Here is a 17,188-nt window from a genome sequence, read left to right on the forward strand (position 1 = left end):
TGCCTCCTCAGTGGGCAGTGAATTTGTTGCATAAGCCGTCTACTTGTCCAGGCAAGCGATGGAATCGGGTCCTCCGGGCGACGCTGATCCGTCAGCCCTGACCAGGATGACCTGGATACACACCGGTGGTGCTGTGTTACCCGACACCACTGCGTTGGTGGCGAGCGTCGACTCGTAGGGACCATCGGACTTGGCCGACTTGGTCCTCCATTTGAACGTGTCCCCGGGCTTCATCTCGACGTAATCCCACCGGAAAATAATGAGTGGAGGTCCCATGCCGCCGGACTGCTGTTCTGCGTGCAAACCGGTCACTTCAGGAACGCCGCCATCACCCAGCGCGTCCACGGGTGGCTTGCTGCTGCTCTCGGTGGGAGCTGCCTTGGGTTGGGCATTTGCCCCGAGGACCACGCCCACCACAATGGCCACCACCAGGACAGCTGCCCCGGTTGCCGCCAACCACAGGTTTCGTTTGCCGTGATCGGCCGGCTGCGGCTCAACCGGCGAGGCACCCGATGGCGCGCCGGAGCGGCTGACCGTGGCGTCGACGTCGTCGTTTTTGCCGGAAGGCTGCCAGCCGCGCAGGACCGTGGACTCGGCAGTGTCCGGCTCCGCGGGCGCGCGGTTGGCCGTGTGGTCCGGCACCCGGAATTGCGGCGGTGCCTGGAACTGGGCAGGCGTCTGCACCGTTTGTGGCGGGTTCTTGGGCTGCACAGGCTGCGGACTTGTACCTGGAACCGTGGACGGGAACGTGCGTGCCGGGAACGTCGGGGCGGACCCGGTCGTGGCGGTTCCGGAAGCGTCCGGATCGATGGAGGCGATGCTCCGGACCCGGGTTTCCTCGACGTCGTCGTCCGGGTGCTCGTCGCCATGGCCCGGTTCTTCGAGCACTTCGAAGGGCGTGACGGAGAGGTTGAGCTCGGTCTGGATCCGCTGCAGCGCCAGGGCGAAAGCATGCGCCGAGGAGTAGCGGGATTCGGGCGACTTCGCCATGGCCGTAGCCAACACCAGCTCGAGGGATTCGGGGACATCGGCCCGGCCCAAGCGCGGAAGTGCCGAGTTGGTGATCCTCGAAATCAGTTCACGCTGTGAATTGTCCTGCCCCGGAAGAACGAAGGGCGAACGGCCGGCCAGCAGCGTGTACAGGGTGGCACCCAAAGCCCAGATGTCCACGGGGACACCTTCTACTGGACCTCCCCGGAACTGCTCCGGCGGCGACCACGGAATGGACATGCCGGCGTCGTCCTCGGTGTCGGCGCCGATGGTGCCGGAGATGCCAAAGTCCGTCAGCGCAGGCCTGTTGTAGTCCGTGACCAGGATGTTGGCGGGCTTGATGTCGCGGTGCACGATTCCGGCGCGATGCGCGGTCTCGACGGCGGACGCCACCTGGATCCCGATGGCGAGGACCTCGTCCACGCTGAAGCGCTGACGACGGTAGCGGACGTCCAGGCTTGGCCTGGAGCAGTATTCCATGGCGAGGTAGGAGTGACCGTTTTCGGTGATCTCGGCCTCGAAGATCGTCACGATGTACGGGTGGGAGGACAACTGCGCCATCAGGTTCGCCTCTGACTCGAAGCGGCGGCGCGCCCCTTCGGTCTTCAGGTCCGACAACAGCACCTTCACAGCCACTTTTCGACGCGGCCTGTCCTGCTCGTAAAGGTAAACATCCGAGAAGCCACCGGAACCCAGCAGGCTGACGTATTTGAAACCCGGGATGGGTGGAGGCGGCGCGGGGGGCCTCTTGGAACTCAAAGAATCTCCTCGAAACGCAATGAAATATCGTCACCCAGTTCGGCGATGTCGCCGTCCAGCAGGATAGCCATCTCGTTCTGGGCGAGCCGGCGTGGCGCTTGCCCTTCCCTGATGAGCACGGTGCCATTGGTGGCCTTCAAGTCACACAACATGACGTGCCAGCCCTCGAGCCGCACCTCGACATGCGAGCGCGAAATGTCCCCGCCAGGGCTCTCCACCTGGACCAAACGGGGCATGGTGCCACCCTGGACACGGGAAACCGACGGCTGCCGGCCAATAATCAGCGACTGGTCAAGGTCGATCAGCTCACCTGTGGAAAGCCGCATGCGGCCGAGCCTGGGTCGCGGAACGTGAACGGCGTCCCCGGACAGTGCCATACCGCACACGGAGCATTGGGGGTAGGTTGGCGGATTGGCATGTCCTGCTGGGCAGACACGCGCCAGGACACTCGGCCCATTGACGGGTGCTGTTCCTGCTGCTGCACCGGACTGCTGGGCGGCTGCGTCGTTACCGACGGGAAGATTGCTCTTCATGATGGTTTCGCCGTCGTGGTCCGGGTCCGCTCCTCCGGACGTCTCCGACGGCGGGGGCGGTGGCAAGGCAGGCGACCAACCCGTTGGCATTTGGGGTGCGGGTTCGGCCACTTGCTCCGCGGCCTGAACGGCCGGCGCAGCGGACTGGTTGCCCACCGCAGTTGACGTGCCGGAGCTGCTTCGGAGCCACGGAACCGAATCGATGAGGCCCGTGGCCGGTACAGCCTGGACCTGCCCGACGGCGGACTCGGCCGGAGCGGGCGCGATCGCTGCCGCTCTGGTTTCCGCGGCCGGTGGTTCTTGCGGGGTTAGCGCAGCCGGAGGGGCTGGTGCTTCGTGTGGGTGCTCGGCTTCATCGTCGATGCGGACGGCGGCGTCCTCGATGTTCCGCATCACCGTCTTATCCCAGAGGTGGTCGTAGTTGGTGGTGTTCTCCAGCGACGGGACCAAGGGATCGGTGGTGCTGGTGTGGACGGGAAGCTCGGCTTCTTCTTCTGGCTCCGGCTCGGGTTCGGGTTCCAGCATCAGCTCGGGCTCGGGCTCAGGCTCCGGTTCGGGCTCGGGCTCGGGCTCCGGTTCCGGTTCCGGTTCCGGTTCCGGGAAGCCGATCATGGTTTCATCGGACACCGGTTCAGAGACAGGGGTCCCGGTCGCTGCGGTTCCAGGAACGGCTATGGCTACGGCTTCAGCCTCGGCCACAGCGCCGCCTGCCGCGGTACCCAACTGGACGTCAAGGGATGCCAGCAGCACCACGCCTTCGGCCAAGGGAAAGCTGTTCAGGGCAGCCCCGCTCAACGAAGACTGGTCCAATGGCCCGGTGCTGCTGTCGATGCGGAGACTGTAACCCCGGGCATCCGCGATCCGACGTTCGGTCCAGGTGGTCACGTCCCGCCCGGTGATCCGTTCCTGGCCGTCCTCGAGGTGCACCACCAATTCGAGCTCCCCGCGGAGGAAAACACGCAGGGCATCCGTGGCGGCGATGATCCCGAAAGGAGGGATACGGCTGAGCGAGACACCGAAGGCCTCCGTCACTTCGTGAAGCACCTCATGGGCCTCGGGCGCAGATGCCAGCAACTCCCACACGGTATCGATGAGTGCGTGCGGCGTGTCCGGGCCCAGGAGAACAACTGTCCCCTCGCGGACCACACCGAACCACTCACCCTGCTGGTATCGGGCCGGCGAGCGGTGGTTATTGCTTGCCATCGACGCCTTCCTCGTGGTCAGTCCCATTCACCCAAGCCCTGGGAAGGGTGTCCTCCTCCACCTCGGACGCGACCTCGGGCCTCGGCGCGGTGGTGGCGATGCCGGCGTCGTTCATTACGTTCTTGGCGTCAACCACAATCACGGTGACGTTGTCCCGGCCCCCGCTCCGCAGAGCCGCCTGGATCAGCGCGTCCACCGCGTCCTGCGGGTGGGCCACTGTGCTGAGGATGCGGAACATGTGCTCATCGCCGAGTTCGCCGTTGAGGCCGTCAGAGCAGACCATGATCCGGTCGCCTTCCTGGATGGGAAGCAACCAGAAGTCGGCCTCGGTTTCATCTCCCGTACCCAAGGCGCGCGTGACCACATGGCGCCGAGGATGGACTGCCGCCTGTTCGGCAGTGATGTCACCGGAGTCCACCAGTTCCTGCACTTCGGAGTGGTCCACGCTGACCTGGGCGAACTCGCCCTGGCTCAGGCGGTAGGTCCTGGAGTCTCCGATGTTCATCACCAGCCAGTAGGGCAGGCCCATCTGTTCCACCACCACGACGCCGGACAGGGTTGTCCCTGCCCGGGCTCCGGTGGCAGTCCGGATGGCTGCGTCGGCGTTCAGCAGGCAGGCCTGCAACTCCGCCGCAGAGGCGGTGCGGACGCCCGACGCGAGTTCGGGTGAGCTCCCCAACGTCCGCACGCACATGCCGCTGGCTATTTCGCCGGCCTCGTGGCCGCCCATGCCGTCAGCCACGGCAAAAACGGGGTCGGCCGCGATGAACGAATCCTCGTTCAGCTCGCGCCGGAGACCACGATCGGTCCCGTACCCGTAACTCAGGCGGAAGGTGGACGGTGCTGATGCCTGGCCGGCGTCAGCGGGCGTGGACGGCTGTGGATTCATGCTTGTCCTAGGTGGAAGGAACGGTCGCCAAAGTGGACTGTCGAACCGGGACGGACCAGTATGGCGTCGCCGGGGTGGAGCCTGGTCTGGATGCCGTCAGGCGTGGTGACTGCGCTCCCGTTGGTGGAATTCCGGTCGGTGACCCACACGCCGTCGCCATCAACCCGGAGGTGCAGATGGGTTTTGGAGATGGACCTGCCGGGGTCCGACACCGGCAGCAATTGCTCCACGGTTTCCCCTGGCTGGGGTGCAGGGTTCCGCCCAAGCAGGACCGAGCCGCCAAGCTGGACGTCCTGGCCGTCGTCGACCGTGATCCTCAGTACCGCCTGGGCCCGGCGGGCCCCGGGCCGCATCTGGGTCCGTTCGACGTCGTCATCCGGGTGGGCAGCAAAACCGTGCTGGTTGGCAGGTTCAGGCCGCGGTGCGGCATGGGCCTCTTGGGGGACGACGGCGGTGGCTTCCGGGTTCACGGTCGGTTGCAGTCCCGCTGCGGTTACGGGGCGCGGGGCTGTGGGCGGCCGCCATTGATTGGGGTCGTGCGATGGCTGCACAGACGGCGCCGGGCTTGGGCCGGGAGCGGCCTGCGACGGTGAAACCTGCATCGGGGCAACCTGCGCACGTTCGGTGGGCCTGCCGCCCGGGACCGGCGAGGTCACAGGCTGCACCGGCGGGAGGTTCATCGGCGCGAAACTGTAAGGACCCTGGATGCCACCTGTGGTCACGGGATTGCGCCCTGCACCAACATCGAAGACCAATGTCTTCGCGGCCTTGTCGTGCCAGCCGCGCAGCTTGCCGTCCCTGTCCCATGCGTTGGAGACGACAACCAGGATGGCCCACACCGCACCCAGCACCAACAGCGGCAATCCAATCCACAGGACCGGACCAATCAGGCCAAGGGCGGAGAGGATGACAGAGGCCAGCGCGCCGAGGAGCAAGACGCTGCCGGTCACGATGCCCCGGACAAAGACCGCTCCTGCCCCGGGTGCGTAGCCATCGGAGTCGGTGCTCCGGATACCCATCAGCTTGTTCCCAAGGGTGTTGCCGGTCCTGGCTTCCAGCCCAAGGAGCACGAAGCAATAAACCACTGTCACTCCCAGGCCTATGCTGCCCAGGAGGACCAACAGCCCGGTGTCATAGACAATGAAGCCGTTTTTCCGGGTTTGCGTGATGCCGGCAATCCCGATGGCGAAAGTGGTGGCCAGGACGGCGATGGGACCAAGCCAGTCCAGAACCGCCGCACCGAGCCGCTTCCCGGTGGATGCAGGCACCAATTCCAGCTTGCTGGTCATTGTTGCCCCTCCCCCTGGTCCCGGTCCTGCGTCCGGCGTCGTTGTTGTTCCCGCCTGCGCATGGTGCACCGGCGATGACACTACCGAGATACTACCGGGATCGGTGTGGCCTTGCCGGGCGGCAGACTCCAGAGCAGCCATTTGGGCGTGGTTGATGTTGCCCTCTTTGCGTGCTCCGCGATTGCTCAGGGGAGATCCGCACTGCGTACAGAATGTGGCCCCCGGACGGACCGGGTGACGGCAGGCCGGACACAGTTCTGGCTGGCTACTGTTCATCGGTGGAGTCCTTCATGCGCTTCAAACGAAACCGCCGGCGGCCGGCAGTGGTTGATGACTGCTCGCGACGGCGGAGCGCTGCCCTGCCGTCCGACAACAGCGACCGCGGTGAGAACCTCGCCTGCTGCCGTTTCCAGAAGCCAACGCTCCCCGTGATATCGGTCAGGGACGAATCCACGATCTTCCAGTACTCCTTCACCTCTGCCTCGCTGGGCTGTCCGGCCCCGAAAACGGCCGCATCGGCCCGATGGGCGAGCATAGTGGTGGTGCTCCCCGTGGACGGGAACGCATCCGCGATGACCGTGGCGGACTCGCGGCGGGTGGACTTGGTATCGATGGAAGCACCCAGGTCAGTTGCGAGGCTCAGTACCTCGTTCCAGCCACCGCCCACACGCTGGGCCGGATGGCCATCACGGAAGCGTGCCTTACGGCGTCGTGATTTCAGCAGGAGGATCAGCAACAACGGAATGCCCAGGATCCCCAGTGGAATCAGCGCAACCCCGATGGCAGCGAGCAACGGACCCCAGAAGAGCCACGGGTTGTTCTTCTTCTCGTCCGCGTCCAACGCGTCCGGAGTGGAGTCCGGCGGCAGATCCGCAGGTTCCTGGGGCGGGGGTGGCGGCTGCAGTACCTGCGGCTTGGGCTTGGACTTGTTCTGTGGGTCCGGCGGGATCGGCACGTTGTCCTTGGGCGGCGTGGGATCGAAGGACACCCAACCCACCCGGTCGAAGGCCACCTCCACCCAGGCGTGCACGTCCTTGCCCGTGATCTTGATATCGCCTGCACCGTTTTCGGGACTCTTGGGATCCGGATAGAAACCCATGACGACGCGGGACGGAATCCCCAAATGGCGGAGCATCAGTGACATGGAAACGGCATACTGCTCGTCGTCGCCCAGCATCTGCTTGGCCGAAAGCATGTTCCTGATCCGCGCAGCACTGTGGCCGGGAAGGCTGGGAAGCTGGCCGTCGGCTACCAACCCGTTGCTGAAAGCCCCGCTCTTTTGGAAATGGGCCTCAATCTGGCGGACACGATCAATGGCCGTGGGCGCGTCGGCAGAAATTTCGTTGGCCTGCGACGCCACGATCGGCGGGACGTCCTGGGCATCAGGCAGGGTCATCTTCGCAAAGTCGTACTGCGTCAGCTGGCCGTGCTCCAAGGTGCCCGGATCGGAGACCTGGACCGTATAGGTGTCGCCCTTGGCCATGCCGTTGGTGGTCACGGCGGTGTCTGTTCCTGAGTTGAAATAGAGACCGGAGGCGGCGCCCGAAGCATCAGCGAAACTCATGCCGGTGGTGTGGCGGCCACCCGGGACGAAGTATCCCTGATAGTCCTCAATGCTGATGTCCAGGGTGTAGTTGGTGGCCTTGACCGGGCTGCCGGCGTCAGCCAATGTGTTCAACGACTTGGCATCTCCCACTTTGCTGAAGTTTCCGGAGCTGTTCGGGTCCATGGTGTAGTTCGTGCCGTTGAAGGCGTCCAGTGCCGCGAGCCGGACCCGGGCATCCTTGGGCAGGCCCTTCACCGTAAAGAGGGTGTGGTCCTTCTCGTCCTTGACGAAATTCCGGAAGCTCGCCAGCGGCGTGATGTAGTCCCGGGGGTCGAAGGGGGGCACGATCGTGTTGCGGAGGACCTTCCGGTCGTCGCTGGCGGTCACCAGGGGTGATGCGAGCGCGGTGACGCCAACCGCAACGGCGATCACGGCTGCAGCAGTCCCCAGGCGGCGGAGCTGTCCGCGGCGGGCCGCACCGGCGTCGGAATTGGGCCTGTTGGCCGAAACGGACCTGGTGCTGCTCTGGCGCAGGACGTCGCGGCGGAACGTCGCCCAAACGACTGACACGATGGTCAGCGAGACGCCGCGCTCCACGTTGAGGAACCCGGCGTTGGTGCTGAACGCGATACCGGTAACGAACAGTACAAGCACTGGAAGCAGCGGCCAGTAAGGGCTTTTCAGCCGCCATGCCAGGAGTCCCGCGGCCAGGGCCGTGAGCAGCGAGCTCAGGAACGGCACGATCAGCGTGCCGTTCGCGGTCCCCACGGGAACCCCGACGGTCAACATGTCTTTCCAGGCGAAGACAACGCCCAGGAGCAAGGTCCTCAGCGACTCCAGGCTTGGCAGGACGCCGAATGCGGCAGAGTCCGGGACCGCCAGCGCCGGGCCGAGCAGCAGGTAGGCGCCAAGGGCCAAAGCGGTAGTGATGAGCATCCCCAGGCGCAAGTGCGCGTTCAGTACCGCAATACCCAGTCCCAGGAGCACACCTCCCAGGCCTGCGATGAAATAACGGGGGTCTCCCCCGAAGCTGAGGCTGAAGCCAAGAACGCCGAGCAGCAGCAACACTGTCAAAGAGGCGAAGTCGACGGCGAAATGCCAGAGGGGGCGGCCTGCACCGAAGGGCGATCCCCCGCCGGTATTCCTGGTCCGGCCCGCAGACCTGGCCGCACGGGGCCGGACGCGAACGTTGGGCGCGGAGCTCATGCTGCCGCCTTTCGAAGAACAATGGCGAGATCGTCCAGGTCGCCAACGGTGAGGACGGTCAGGTCCGCGATGTTGGCCCTGGACGCCGCGGCCCCGGGTTGAACCCGCACGGCCAGGCTTCGCACGCCCGGCGGAACGGAGGCTGCCGAGGTACGGAGCTGGGTCGCTGTGACGTGGCTGCCGACGACGAAGAACACCACGGAGGCGTTCGGGACAGCGTCTGCAAGATTCCGGGCGAGGTCGACGGCGGTCTTTCGCATGGGTGCCCCGACAATCCGGGTGGTGTCGTCCAACAGGTTGCGGCCGGTTTCACAGCGAAGCGGCCCCTTTTGGGTCAGGACGTCCAGGTCACGCTGTTCGCGGATGGCTTGGCGGCCGATGGACGCCGCAACCGAAATTGCCATTTCGAACTCCGCCTCGGAGTCGTATTCGTCGGTGTTGATCGACAACGCAATGGCGAGGTGCGCGCGGCGCGTCTCCTCGAACTGGCGGACCATGAGCTTGTTGGTGCGCGCGGTGGTCTTCCAATGGATATGGCGACGATCATCACCGGGGACGTAATCGCGCAGGGCATGGAAGGAGACGTCGGCGCTTGAGAGCTCGGTGGTCGGCATGCCCTCGAGGTCGCGGATGAACCCCGCGGCGGAACTGCCCAAAGACACCGTCCGCGGGTGCACGAACAAATCCACGGGCTCGGTCCACAGCACCCTGCGACGCAGGAGGTGCAGGGGGTCGGCCCGAACCGAACGGACAGGCCCCACCACTATCACTGCCCGGCGGGCTGTGGGGATGGTGAAGAGGTCCTCATGGACCTGGGCGGGTTTCATGCGCGGCAAGTGGAAGATCGCGGTGTTGGCGCCCACGGGCAATTCAAGCGCCGCAGGCAGGAGGGGCCGGGTGGAAACGTTGGATACGGCGATGCTGCCCACCGCGTCGTCTCCCACAGCTACACGGGTGCGGGCAAGGTCCAGGACCACACCGTACGCGGAACGGCCAATAATGAAGGCGATGGCCAGGACAAACAGGAGGAAGGCCACCAACGCGGCCGACTTCGCTTCCTGCCAACCCCAGGCCTGACCGGCCCACCACAGCCCGATGGCAGCAGCCAGGACAACCCAGCCCAGGAGGCTGACCACGGCAAGAACGGGCCAGGCATACGTCAACCAGGCTTTCCGGACTGCGCGCCAGGCCGGGAGCAGGACCTCACCGGCCGTTCCAGCCGCTTCAGCCCAGAGCGACGCCGGGTGGAGCTTGCTTGCCTTGCTGGTTCGGCCACCCCGGTCGGGGCGGTTGCCCGAGGGATCGGCCGAACCGCGGAGGCCGCGGACGGCGCCGCCAAGCGACGAGGCAGCGCGCTTGAGCGAATCAGCAGCCCTGTTCAGGGGTGTGCTGGAGGACATGTGGGGACCTTTGTTCGTGCCGGAGTGCAGGTGCGTGGTGGGTCAGGAGTGGCCGCTAGGCCGTGGCGCGCTGCTGTGGGGCAGCGACGTCGGCGAGGACGCGGTTGAGCACGACTTCCGGTGTGGCACCGGAGAACTCGGCTTCCGGATCCATCACCAATCGGTGCGTCCACACCACAGGTGCCAGTTCCTTGACGTCGTCCGGGAGCACGAAGTTCCGGCCCTGCCCGGCGGCCCAAACTTTCGCCGCCCGCACCATGGCCAATGCGCCACGGACGGACACACCGAGGCGGGTCTCGGGGGCGTTGCGGGTCTCCTCGCACAGGCGGGAAATGTACTCCAGCACAGCGGTGTCCACATGGGTGGTCGCGCCCAGGTCCGCCATGTCAGCCACGGCCTGGGTAGTGATGATGGCCGTCAGGTCCTTCGACCGGTCCTTGAGGTTGGCCCCGCCCAGCAACCGGACCGTGGATGCGTGGTCCGGGTAACCGATGGAGGTCTTGATCAGGAAGCGGTCAAGCTGGGCTTCCGGCAGCCGGTAGGTGCCCGCCTGCTCGATCGGGTTCTGGGTCGCCAGCACCATGAACGGACGACCGGCGTCGTAGGTGGTGCCATCAACCGTCACGCGCGACTCTTCCATGACCTCAAGCAACGCGGACTGCGTCTTCGGGGAGGCGCGGTTGATTTCGTCGGCAAGGACGATGTTGCTGAAGACCGGACCCTTGTGGAACTCGAACTTCTGGGTCTTCTGGTCGTAGATAGTCACACCCGTGACGTCCGACGGCAGAAGGTCGGGGGTGAACTGGATGCGATTGTGTGAACCCTGCACCGTTGCAGCCAGCGCACGGGCCAGCGACGTTTTTCCCGTCCCGGGTGCGTCCTCGAACAGGACGTGCCCTTCGGCCAGCATCGCTGTGAAGGTCAGCCGGATGACGTGTTCCTTGCCCAGTACTGCCTGGCCCACATTGGCAACGAGCTTCTCGAACGTTTCTGCAAACCACGCGGCTTGCTCGTTTGTCATGGTCATCGGTTGGTCCTGTTCGTTGTCTTATGCGAATGAAGTTGGTGCAGTGTCCGGTGCATCAGCAACCGCCCGGTTCGGCACCGAAACGGTCCACCGTAGTGGACTTCACGAACCAACCGGGGTGGCTGCCCTCGGTGACGCGGTACCACTTGGTGGAACCGCCATAGATGTTCTTCGTGCAGTCGATCTTGAGTTTCCCCTCATTACGGTAAACCCAGCCGACGCCACAGGTCGGGCCGCTCGGGTTATACGTGTCCGCCTGGCCCGGCTTACCCGGGCAGGTGCTGTTGTGTGCCTGGACGGTAGTTGGCGACGGAGGCGGTGGCGGAGGGGTCGGATCGACGCCACTGGTGGCACTCACGTTTCCGCTGCCGGGTCCTGCGACTATCGTGACGGCCCGTACCTTCAGCTGACGGGTCTTTTCCCAGCCACCACCGGGTGCGTCATAGCTGTTTGCTTTCCCCACTCCAGTCCACCCACCGTTGTCGAGGCTGATCTCATAGTGGTCCAGTGGGCGGCCGTTCATGTTCGGGTTGTTCCACGTCCAGTGGACCTGGCCGTCTCCCTTGGAGGACTTGCCGCCGCTGACGTTGGGCGCGTTCGGCGGACCATAGGGGTTACCCGAGCCGATGTTCTTGCCGTCGCCGGCCATACCGTTCTTGACCGACGTCGCGATGATGTTGACCGCAACATTGGTGCCGTTGGGTTGGCCCCCGATGTCACCGCCACCGCGCCCGATGGGACCGGAGCCGTTGGCCGTCTGCCAGCGGTAGGTGATTTCGTTGTCTTGGGAACCGTTACGCTCTGTTCCGCTGAGCGGGGTGAACGTGACCCGCAACTGGCCGCTGGCTCCTGTTGCCGTGACCGAACCACTGCTGACCTGACCAGGCTTGCCTGCGGCCCGGATCCCGGCAGACTGTTGACTCACGCCACTGACCCCGGCCTTGTTCGTTGCCGAAACAGTGAAGGTGTAGTCGGCTTCGTTGTTGGCCACGGTGACGTTCTGCGACGTCGCGGCCACCGACTGGGTACCGACGACGGCGCCGCCGCGGTAGGTGGTCAGCGTGTAGGCAGAGATGGCGTCACCGTTGTTGTTGGGCGCCTTCCAGCTGACCTGCAGCTGGCTGTTCTGGTTGACGGACCCGGCCCCGGAAACGCTTGGGGCGCCAGGCGTCGCAGGAACGCCGGCAGGGGTCTCGGCAGCAGAGTACGGGCTCCACTCCGACGGCTCCTTCGCGTCATTCCTGGCGAGCACGCGCACCTTGTACGCCACACCATTGCTCAGCCCCGACCACACATGGCTGGAGCCCGTGAGGTTCTGGATCTGGGCGTTCTGTCCTGCCGGGGCAGGCGAGATCTCCAGATCGTAGGACTTGATCGGAGAGCCCTTACTGGCCGGAGGAACCCATGCGACCGAAAGCTGCTTGTCGCCGAACTTCAGCGTCGGTGCCACCGGAGTATCAGGCTTCACGTCCGGACGCACCTCGGCGGAAGCCGGTGAACGCTCGGACTCATTGATGGCGTTGGTGGCCGTCACCGCGAAGTGGTACTTCACGTTGTTGGTCAGCCCGGTCAGGGTGCAGGTGTTGGCAGGGCAGTCCTGCTTGAATCCGCCCTCGCCGTACACGGTGTACTTGGTGATGGGGGAACCACGATCTGCAGGGGCATTCCAGGTGAGCAGGGCCGTCTGGTCTCCCACGCTCTGGGCCAGCGGTGTGGTCGGCGCTGCTGGTTTGTCCTTAACGGTCAGGCGGATGCGGGCTGTCGCGTAGCGGGAGAGCTCCCCCGTCTTATCCGAGACCGTATAAGCAACCACCATGGTGCCCGTAAATCCGGAAGCCGGTGTGACGGTAACGCTGTCGCCGCCGATGTCGGCGGACCCTTGGCCGGTCTCGGTGACAGCCGAGACGATCTTCAGGGCCGTATCTGGGAACGGGTTGGAGTCGTTCGCCAGTACGTTCACGGTCACCGGCTTCCCTGATTGGGCATCCGGTTCAGCGTCATCGTTGGCTACCGGCTTGGGCCGGTTGGAAGCGGTCAGCGTGAGCTTGTAAGTGGCCAACGCTTCGAGCCCACGTGGGTCTTTGGCCTTCACCTGGACGGCTCCGGCCTGCCCGATCTGCACCGAATCGTCGGCTGAAACCTTCAGTGATTTGCCGTCCACGTTGACCCTGAATCCACCAGGAGCTGCGCCCACAAGTTCGTAGTTCATGTTCTGGACGTCATCGGAATCGGGATCGGACGTGAGCTTGCCCAGGTCCAGGCTGGCGGAGTCGCCCTTGGGCACCTCCAGGTCACTTCCCAGAAGCACCGGCGGGTTGTTCTTGTTGGGATCCGGCAGCACCTTGGTCCGGATGCTCAGAGTCGACTTCAATCCGTTGGGGTCATCGGGGCCGGAGCCGTCCGTGACTTCAAAGCTGATGGAGCCCGGGCCAACATATTCGGCGCCGGCCGTGTATTTGATGGCCGTTCCGTTGTTGGCCACCGGGTTACTGCCGTCGGATCCAATCAATTTGATGCGGTCCAACTGGGTCAGTTGGGGTGATCGTCCATCACGGACCTTCACCCATTCAGCGAGGTCCACTGTGACGGACTGGCCCGAAACGAGTTCCACAACATCGTCCTTGGCCAAAGTTGGAACCTGCTGGCCGATGCCCGGAACCCAGATAATGGCGGTGGACTTCTGGCCGTCCACATCTTCCACCGTGTAGGGAACCAGCTGCGGCTGCTCGGTGAGGTCCACCACCACGTTGCCGTCGGGACCCGGCCGGGCGGTCTCCAGCCCGGTGCTGATCTTCAGGTTCTCCCCCACACCGTCCGGGTCTTCGTCGTTCTTGAGGACGGGAACGTCAACGGCAGTCTTACCCAGGGTCTGGGCTGACGTCACACGGTCGTCGCGGGCGATCGGTGCCTGCAGCGGGATGTCATTCTTGACGATCACACGGATGGTGGCATTACCCACGGCATCACGGTCGTCAGCCACCGAGTACCGCACGTTGATGGTGCCCTCTACGGCTGGAGCTGTCACCAGGACACGGCCACTGGTCTTGCTGACCTGGGCATCCACGCCCTGGTCAGCTTCGATGCTGTCCGTCAGGATCCGGATGATGTCGCCGTCGGGGTCGGTGTCATTGGCGGTGGCGTCCACAGCGATCTGCCGGCCGGGACGGACCTTGACCTCGTCATCCACGGGTGCCGGTTTCTGGTTGTTTTCCCCGCGCGGTGCGACGCCTACCGTCACCGTTCCGGTGTTGACGGCGCCTTGCCTGTCGATCACTTTGTACCGGAACGTATCGGTGCCGGCGCCGTCACCGGCGGCGACGAAGTCAATGAAGCTGCTGCCCGCCGTCGCCGTTCCCATGGTGGGCGTGCTGTCGATACCGGTGAGCTGGACTGAATCGCCGTCGGGGTCGATGCCGTCCAGTGGCACCGGAATCCGGACACTGCCACCAGCCACCACCCGGGCCGTGAGGTTCTTCGGCTGCGGGCGCGAATTCTGGGTCCCCTCCAGCGGCAGGATGTGGATAGTGACGGCGGCGGCGCTCTTTTGCCCCTGTGGATCCACCGCGTTGTAGATGGCACGAACTGTCTTGGGAGTCGGTCCTGCGATGAAACGCAGGGTCTTCTCGGAAATGAAGGCCTTGCCGTCTTCCTCCGGGATCCCCTGGGCCAGCACTGCGTCCACGGACAGCTCTTCACCCTGCGGGTGGGTGTCGTTGTCCAAGACAGGAATGGTCACGACGTCGTTGACGCGGACGTTGACTTCGTCAGGTTTCGGCTGCGGAGCCTCGACGACGGCGGGAGCCGGCACCGGGACGACGCCAACGGTACCTGTGGCTGAGGCGCGGCCGTTGGACATCGTGTAGCTGAAAACGAAGGGTTCCTTCGCGCCCAGGACATCCGTGACCCGCAGGACGCTATGGTCAATGACGCTCACAGAAGCGGACGAGCCATCCGGGACGGTCACCGACTGAAGCACCAGCACGCCACCGGACGGATCGGAGTCGTTGGCCAGCGGATCCACCAGCACGCTGCCACCGACGGGCAACAGCGCGACGTCGTGGACGGCTACCGGGGCTCCCGCGTTCTTGCCGGACTCCACGTCCACGCGGATCAGGCCTTGGCTGCTTTGGGGGCCGTTGCTGGCGATGTACGTCAAGTAGACCGGGCCCGGGGTGTTGCTCCGGAAAGTGAAGGTACCGCCGTCGGTCACCGGGCCGAGCTCCGCTTGACCGGCAGCCTCGACATGTGCCACCCGCAGGGCACCACCGTTGGGATCAACGTCGTTCTTCAACGGTGCGATCACCAGGTCCTGACCCACCACCGCAGTGACGTGGTCTGCGTTGACCACCGGGGCGAGGGCACCTGGCGGCTGCACGTTGACCACCACGCGGCCCGTGGTGGTTGCGCGTCCGTCCCAAACAGTGATGGTGACGTTCTTCTTGCCGGGGGCAGCACCGGAATCCTGGTAGGTCAGCAGGCCGTCGCGGCGCACCTTCACCTGGTCCTGGTCGTTATCGGACTTTGCGTCCAGGAGGACGAGGTCGTCCCCGTCCGGGTCCATCCAGTCAGTGAGAATGTTCTGGCTCACCGATTTTCCCTGTTCCACCAGCATGGTGGTCGGCTCCCCGCGTTTGAAGAAGGGCGGCTTGTTCTCATCCGGTCCCACCACATGAAGTGTTACTTGGCCGCCGGCTGACAGGCCACGGCCATCGGAGGCGTTGTAGTCGAAGACTTCCGTCCCCGGTTTAGCTTCGGCCGGGACCTTGATCTGGAAGGCCGAGCCACCGTAGATGTTCTCCAGCGCACCCGCCTTCGGGCCGTTCGCCCCCACAGCAGCGGTAAGGACATCGCCGTCGGGATCTGAATCGTTGTCCAGGACGCTCAGGATGGATGTCCGGCCCGGGCGGACGCCGAACTCATCGGGTTTGGTCTCCGGTGGGCGGTTCGGCTTGGTGCGGTCCGGGAGGACGTTGATGGTGTTGTTGTCCGCCGACTCCTGGTCCTGGTCATCGGACTGGTTCTTGGGAGGGACAACGTCGTCCCAGTTGTTGACGAGCTGCATGTTCTGGTTGACCAGCCACACGCTGCCCGAATTCACATCGTTGAGGACCACGAGATCGCGGTTGACGCGGAACACGTAGCTCGGCGAGGCACTTGCCTTGGGGACGTTGTTCTTCTTGTCATCGGCGTCGTTGTCGCAATCGCGGACGTATTTGTTGGCCCCCGCCCAGGCTGCGTGAACGCACTTGCTGACCTGGACCGGCGCTGCCGGGACGCCCTCGCCGTCGGCGTTGACGGTAGCAGCAGTCCCTCCGTCCAGCGGTTGCTTCAAAAGGGCCTTGCGCGTAGCGATGGCCACGTAACTGCTGCCTTGGCTGCTCTGCTGCAGCTTCGCCTCGCGGGCGTCCTGCAGTTGGAGCTTGCGGCCGCCCGGGAGGAAGAGATTCCCCGAATTGGCGTCCAGGAGCACTGGCTTGTCCCCCACCACGGCGATCTGCAGGTCGCCCGCTCCCTTGAGCCCGTCCACACTGGTGACCTCGGAGTTGGTTCGCACCCCATCGGCGTCAACGGTGGTGACTGTGATCTCGCCCTTGCCGGGATCCGCGGTGTAGATGCGGTTGTCAGCACCGACGGCCGAGACAAGGCCTTGGTTGCCCGTCAACACGGGCTCGGTGCCTTCTTCGTCGAAGCCGTTGACGGTGGACGGCGACAAAGCCCACACCTTGCCGCGGGCAGGGTCTGTCACGGAAAGGACGGTTGAACCGTAGCTGACTTGCGAGGACGACGGCAGTTGCTTGTCGCCGCCGAGCTTGAGGTTGGCGGCCGACACCTGGTTGATCGTGGAACCGGATTCGTCGTCCACGAAGACGTTGCCATCGTGCTGAAGCACATCGAAAGTCGTGGTGGCCGGCGTGACTGCGCCGTCGAGGACGCGGGAGGGATAGTTCAGCCGCCCCACAGCGTTCTTGGTCTTGCTCACAACCCAGACGCCGCCGTCGTTCAAGTCCACCTCAGTGGTCTTGAACCCCGGATAGAGCACCGCACCGGCGACGAGTACCGCGCCCGCCGCGGTCCCCGCTATGCCCGATATGAGTTTCTTGTTCCGACGCTTTTTTGGCCACAATCGCCCCAAGAAAGATGTCACAGCCCCAAAATTCCCTTTGTATACAGCCGCCCACAAGCAGCGACGTCCAGGCCAACCGACAAATGCCGGCAGCCTTGCATTCCGCAGTACCCCCATACGGCGGCGGAATTTTCAGTCACCAAGACTATCCCACGCACCCCATGGCCAATCGAGGGAACCCGGGAAGGTGCCATCCATTGGCTTGCACAGCCTACTGTGCAT

General features: G+C 64.7%; 8 protein-coding genes. All 8 read right to left on the minus strand.

Features of this window, described 5'->3' with window-relative positions; all coding sequences use genetic code 11:
- Positions 1-39 precede the first annotated feature (39 nt).
- The 8 genes from ABHM97_RS03450 to ABHM97_RS03485 are packed head-to-tail and all read right to left on the minus strand — an operon-like array spanning position 40 to position 17,083.
- A complete protein-coding gene (locus ABHM97_RS03450; RefSeq protein WP_349469602.1) occupies positions 40-1,749 on the minus strand; it encodes a serine/threonine-protein kinase in 1,710 nt (569 codons plus the stop codon).
- A complete protein-coding gene (locus tag ABHM97_RS03455) occupies positions 1,746-3,485 on the minus strand; it encodes an FHA domain-containing protein (RefSeq protein ID WP_349469603.1) in 1,740 nt (579 codons plus the stop codon). Before ABHM97_RS03455 ends, ABHM97_RS03450 begins: the two co-directional genes overlap by 4 nt.
- Positions 3,472-4,374, minus strand: coding sequence for a PP2C family protein-serine/threonine phosphatase (locus ABHM97_RS03460; protein WP_349469604.1), 903 nt, complete (start codon positions 4,372-4,374; stop codon positions 3,472-3,474). The genes ABHM97_RS03455 and ABHM97_RS03460 overlap by 14 nt, the downstream gene beginning before the upstream one ends.
- Positions 4,371-5,939, minus strand: coding sequence for an RDD family protein (locus ABHM97_RS03465; protein WP_349469605.1), 1,569 nt, complete (start codon positions 5,937-5,939; stop codon positions 4,371-4,373). The genes ABHM97_RS03460 and ABHM97_RS03465 overlap by 4 nt, the downstream gene beginning before the upstream one ends.
- Positions 5,929-8,415, minus strand: a complete 2,487-nt coding sequence (locus ABHM97_RS03470; RefSeq protein WP_349469606.1) for a transglutaminase-like domain-containing protein — start codon at positions 8,413-8,415, stop codon at positions 5,929-5,931. The genes ABHM97_RS03465 and ABHM97_RS03470 overlap by 11 nt, the downstream gene beginning before the upstream one ends.
- Positions 8,412-9,815, minus strand: coding sequence for a DUF58 domain-containing protein (locus ABHM97_RS03475; protein WP_349469607.1), 1,404 nt, complete (start codon positions 9,813-9,815; stop codon positions 8,412-8,414). The genes ABHM97_RS03470 and ABHM97_RS03475 overlap by 4 nt, the downstream gene beginning before the upstream one ends.
- A gap of 55 nt (positions 9,816-9,870) precedes the next feature.
- Positions 9,871-10,842, minus strand: coding sequence for an AAA family ATPase (locus tag ABHM97_RS03480; RefSeq protein ID WP_235519499.1), 972 nt, complete (start codon positions 10,840-10,842; stop codon positions 9,871-9,873).
- Between the two features lie 55 nt (positions 10,843-10,897).
- Positions 10,898-17,083: a fibronectin type III domain-containing protein gene (locus ABHM97_RS03485; RefSeq protein ID WP_502921249.1), complete on the minus strand. Its 6,186-nt coding sequence runs from the start codon at positions 17,081-17,083 to the stop codon at positions 10,898-10,900.
- Between the last annotated feature and the right edge of the window lie 105 nt (positions 17,084-17,188).

It is taken from the genome of Paenarthrobacter sp. CAP02, assembly GCF_040137855.1.
Classification (GTDB): Bacteria; Actinomycetota; Actinomycetes; order Actinomycetales; family Micrococcaceae; genus Arthrobacter.

Coding starts and splice junctions, on each gene's coding strand:
- ABHM97_RS03480 (WP_235519499.1), bottom strand. CDS start 10,842: ATGACCATGACAAACGAGCAAGCCGCGTGGTTTGCAGAAACGTTCGAG.
- ABHM97_RS03460 (WP_349469604.1), bottom strand. CDS start 4,374: ATGAATCCACAGCCGTCCACGCCCGCTGACGCCGGCCAGGCATCAGCA.
- ABHM97_RS03485 (WP_502921249.1), bottom strand. CDS start 17,083: ATGGGGGTACTGCGGAATGCAAGGCTGCCGGCATTTGTCGGTTGGCCT.
- ABHM97_RS03470 (WP_349469606.1), bottom strand. CDS start 8,415: ATGAGCTCCGCGCCCAACGTTCGCGTCCGGCCCCGTGCGGCCAGGTCT.
- ABHM97_RS03455 (WP_349469603.1), bottom strand. CDS start 3,485: ATGGCAAGCAATAACCACCGCTCGCCGGCCCGATACCAGCAGGGTGAG.
- ABHM97_RS03465 (WP_349469605.1), bottom strand. CDS start 5,939: ATGAACAGTAGCCAGCCAGAACTGTGTCCGGCCTGCCGTCACCCGGTC.
- ABHM97_RS03475 (WP_349469607.1), bottom strand. CDS start 9,815: ATGTCCTCCAGCACACCCCTGAACAGGGCTGCTGATTCGCTCAAGCGC.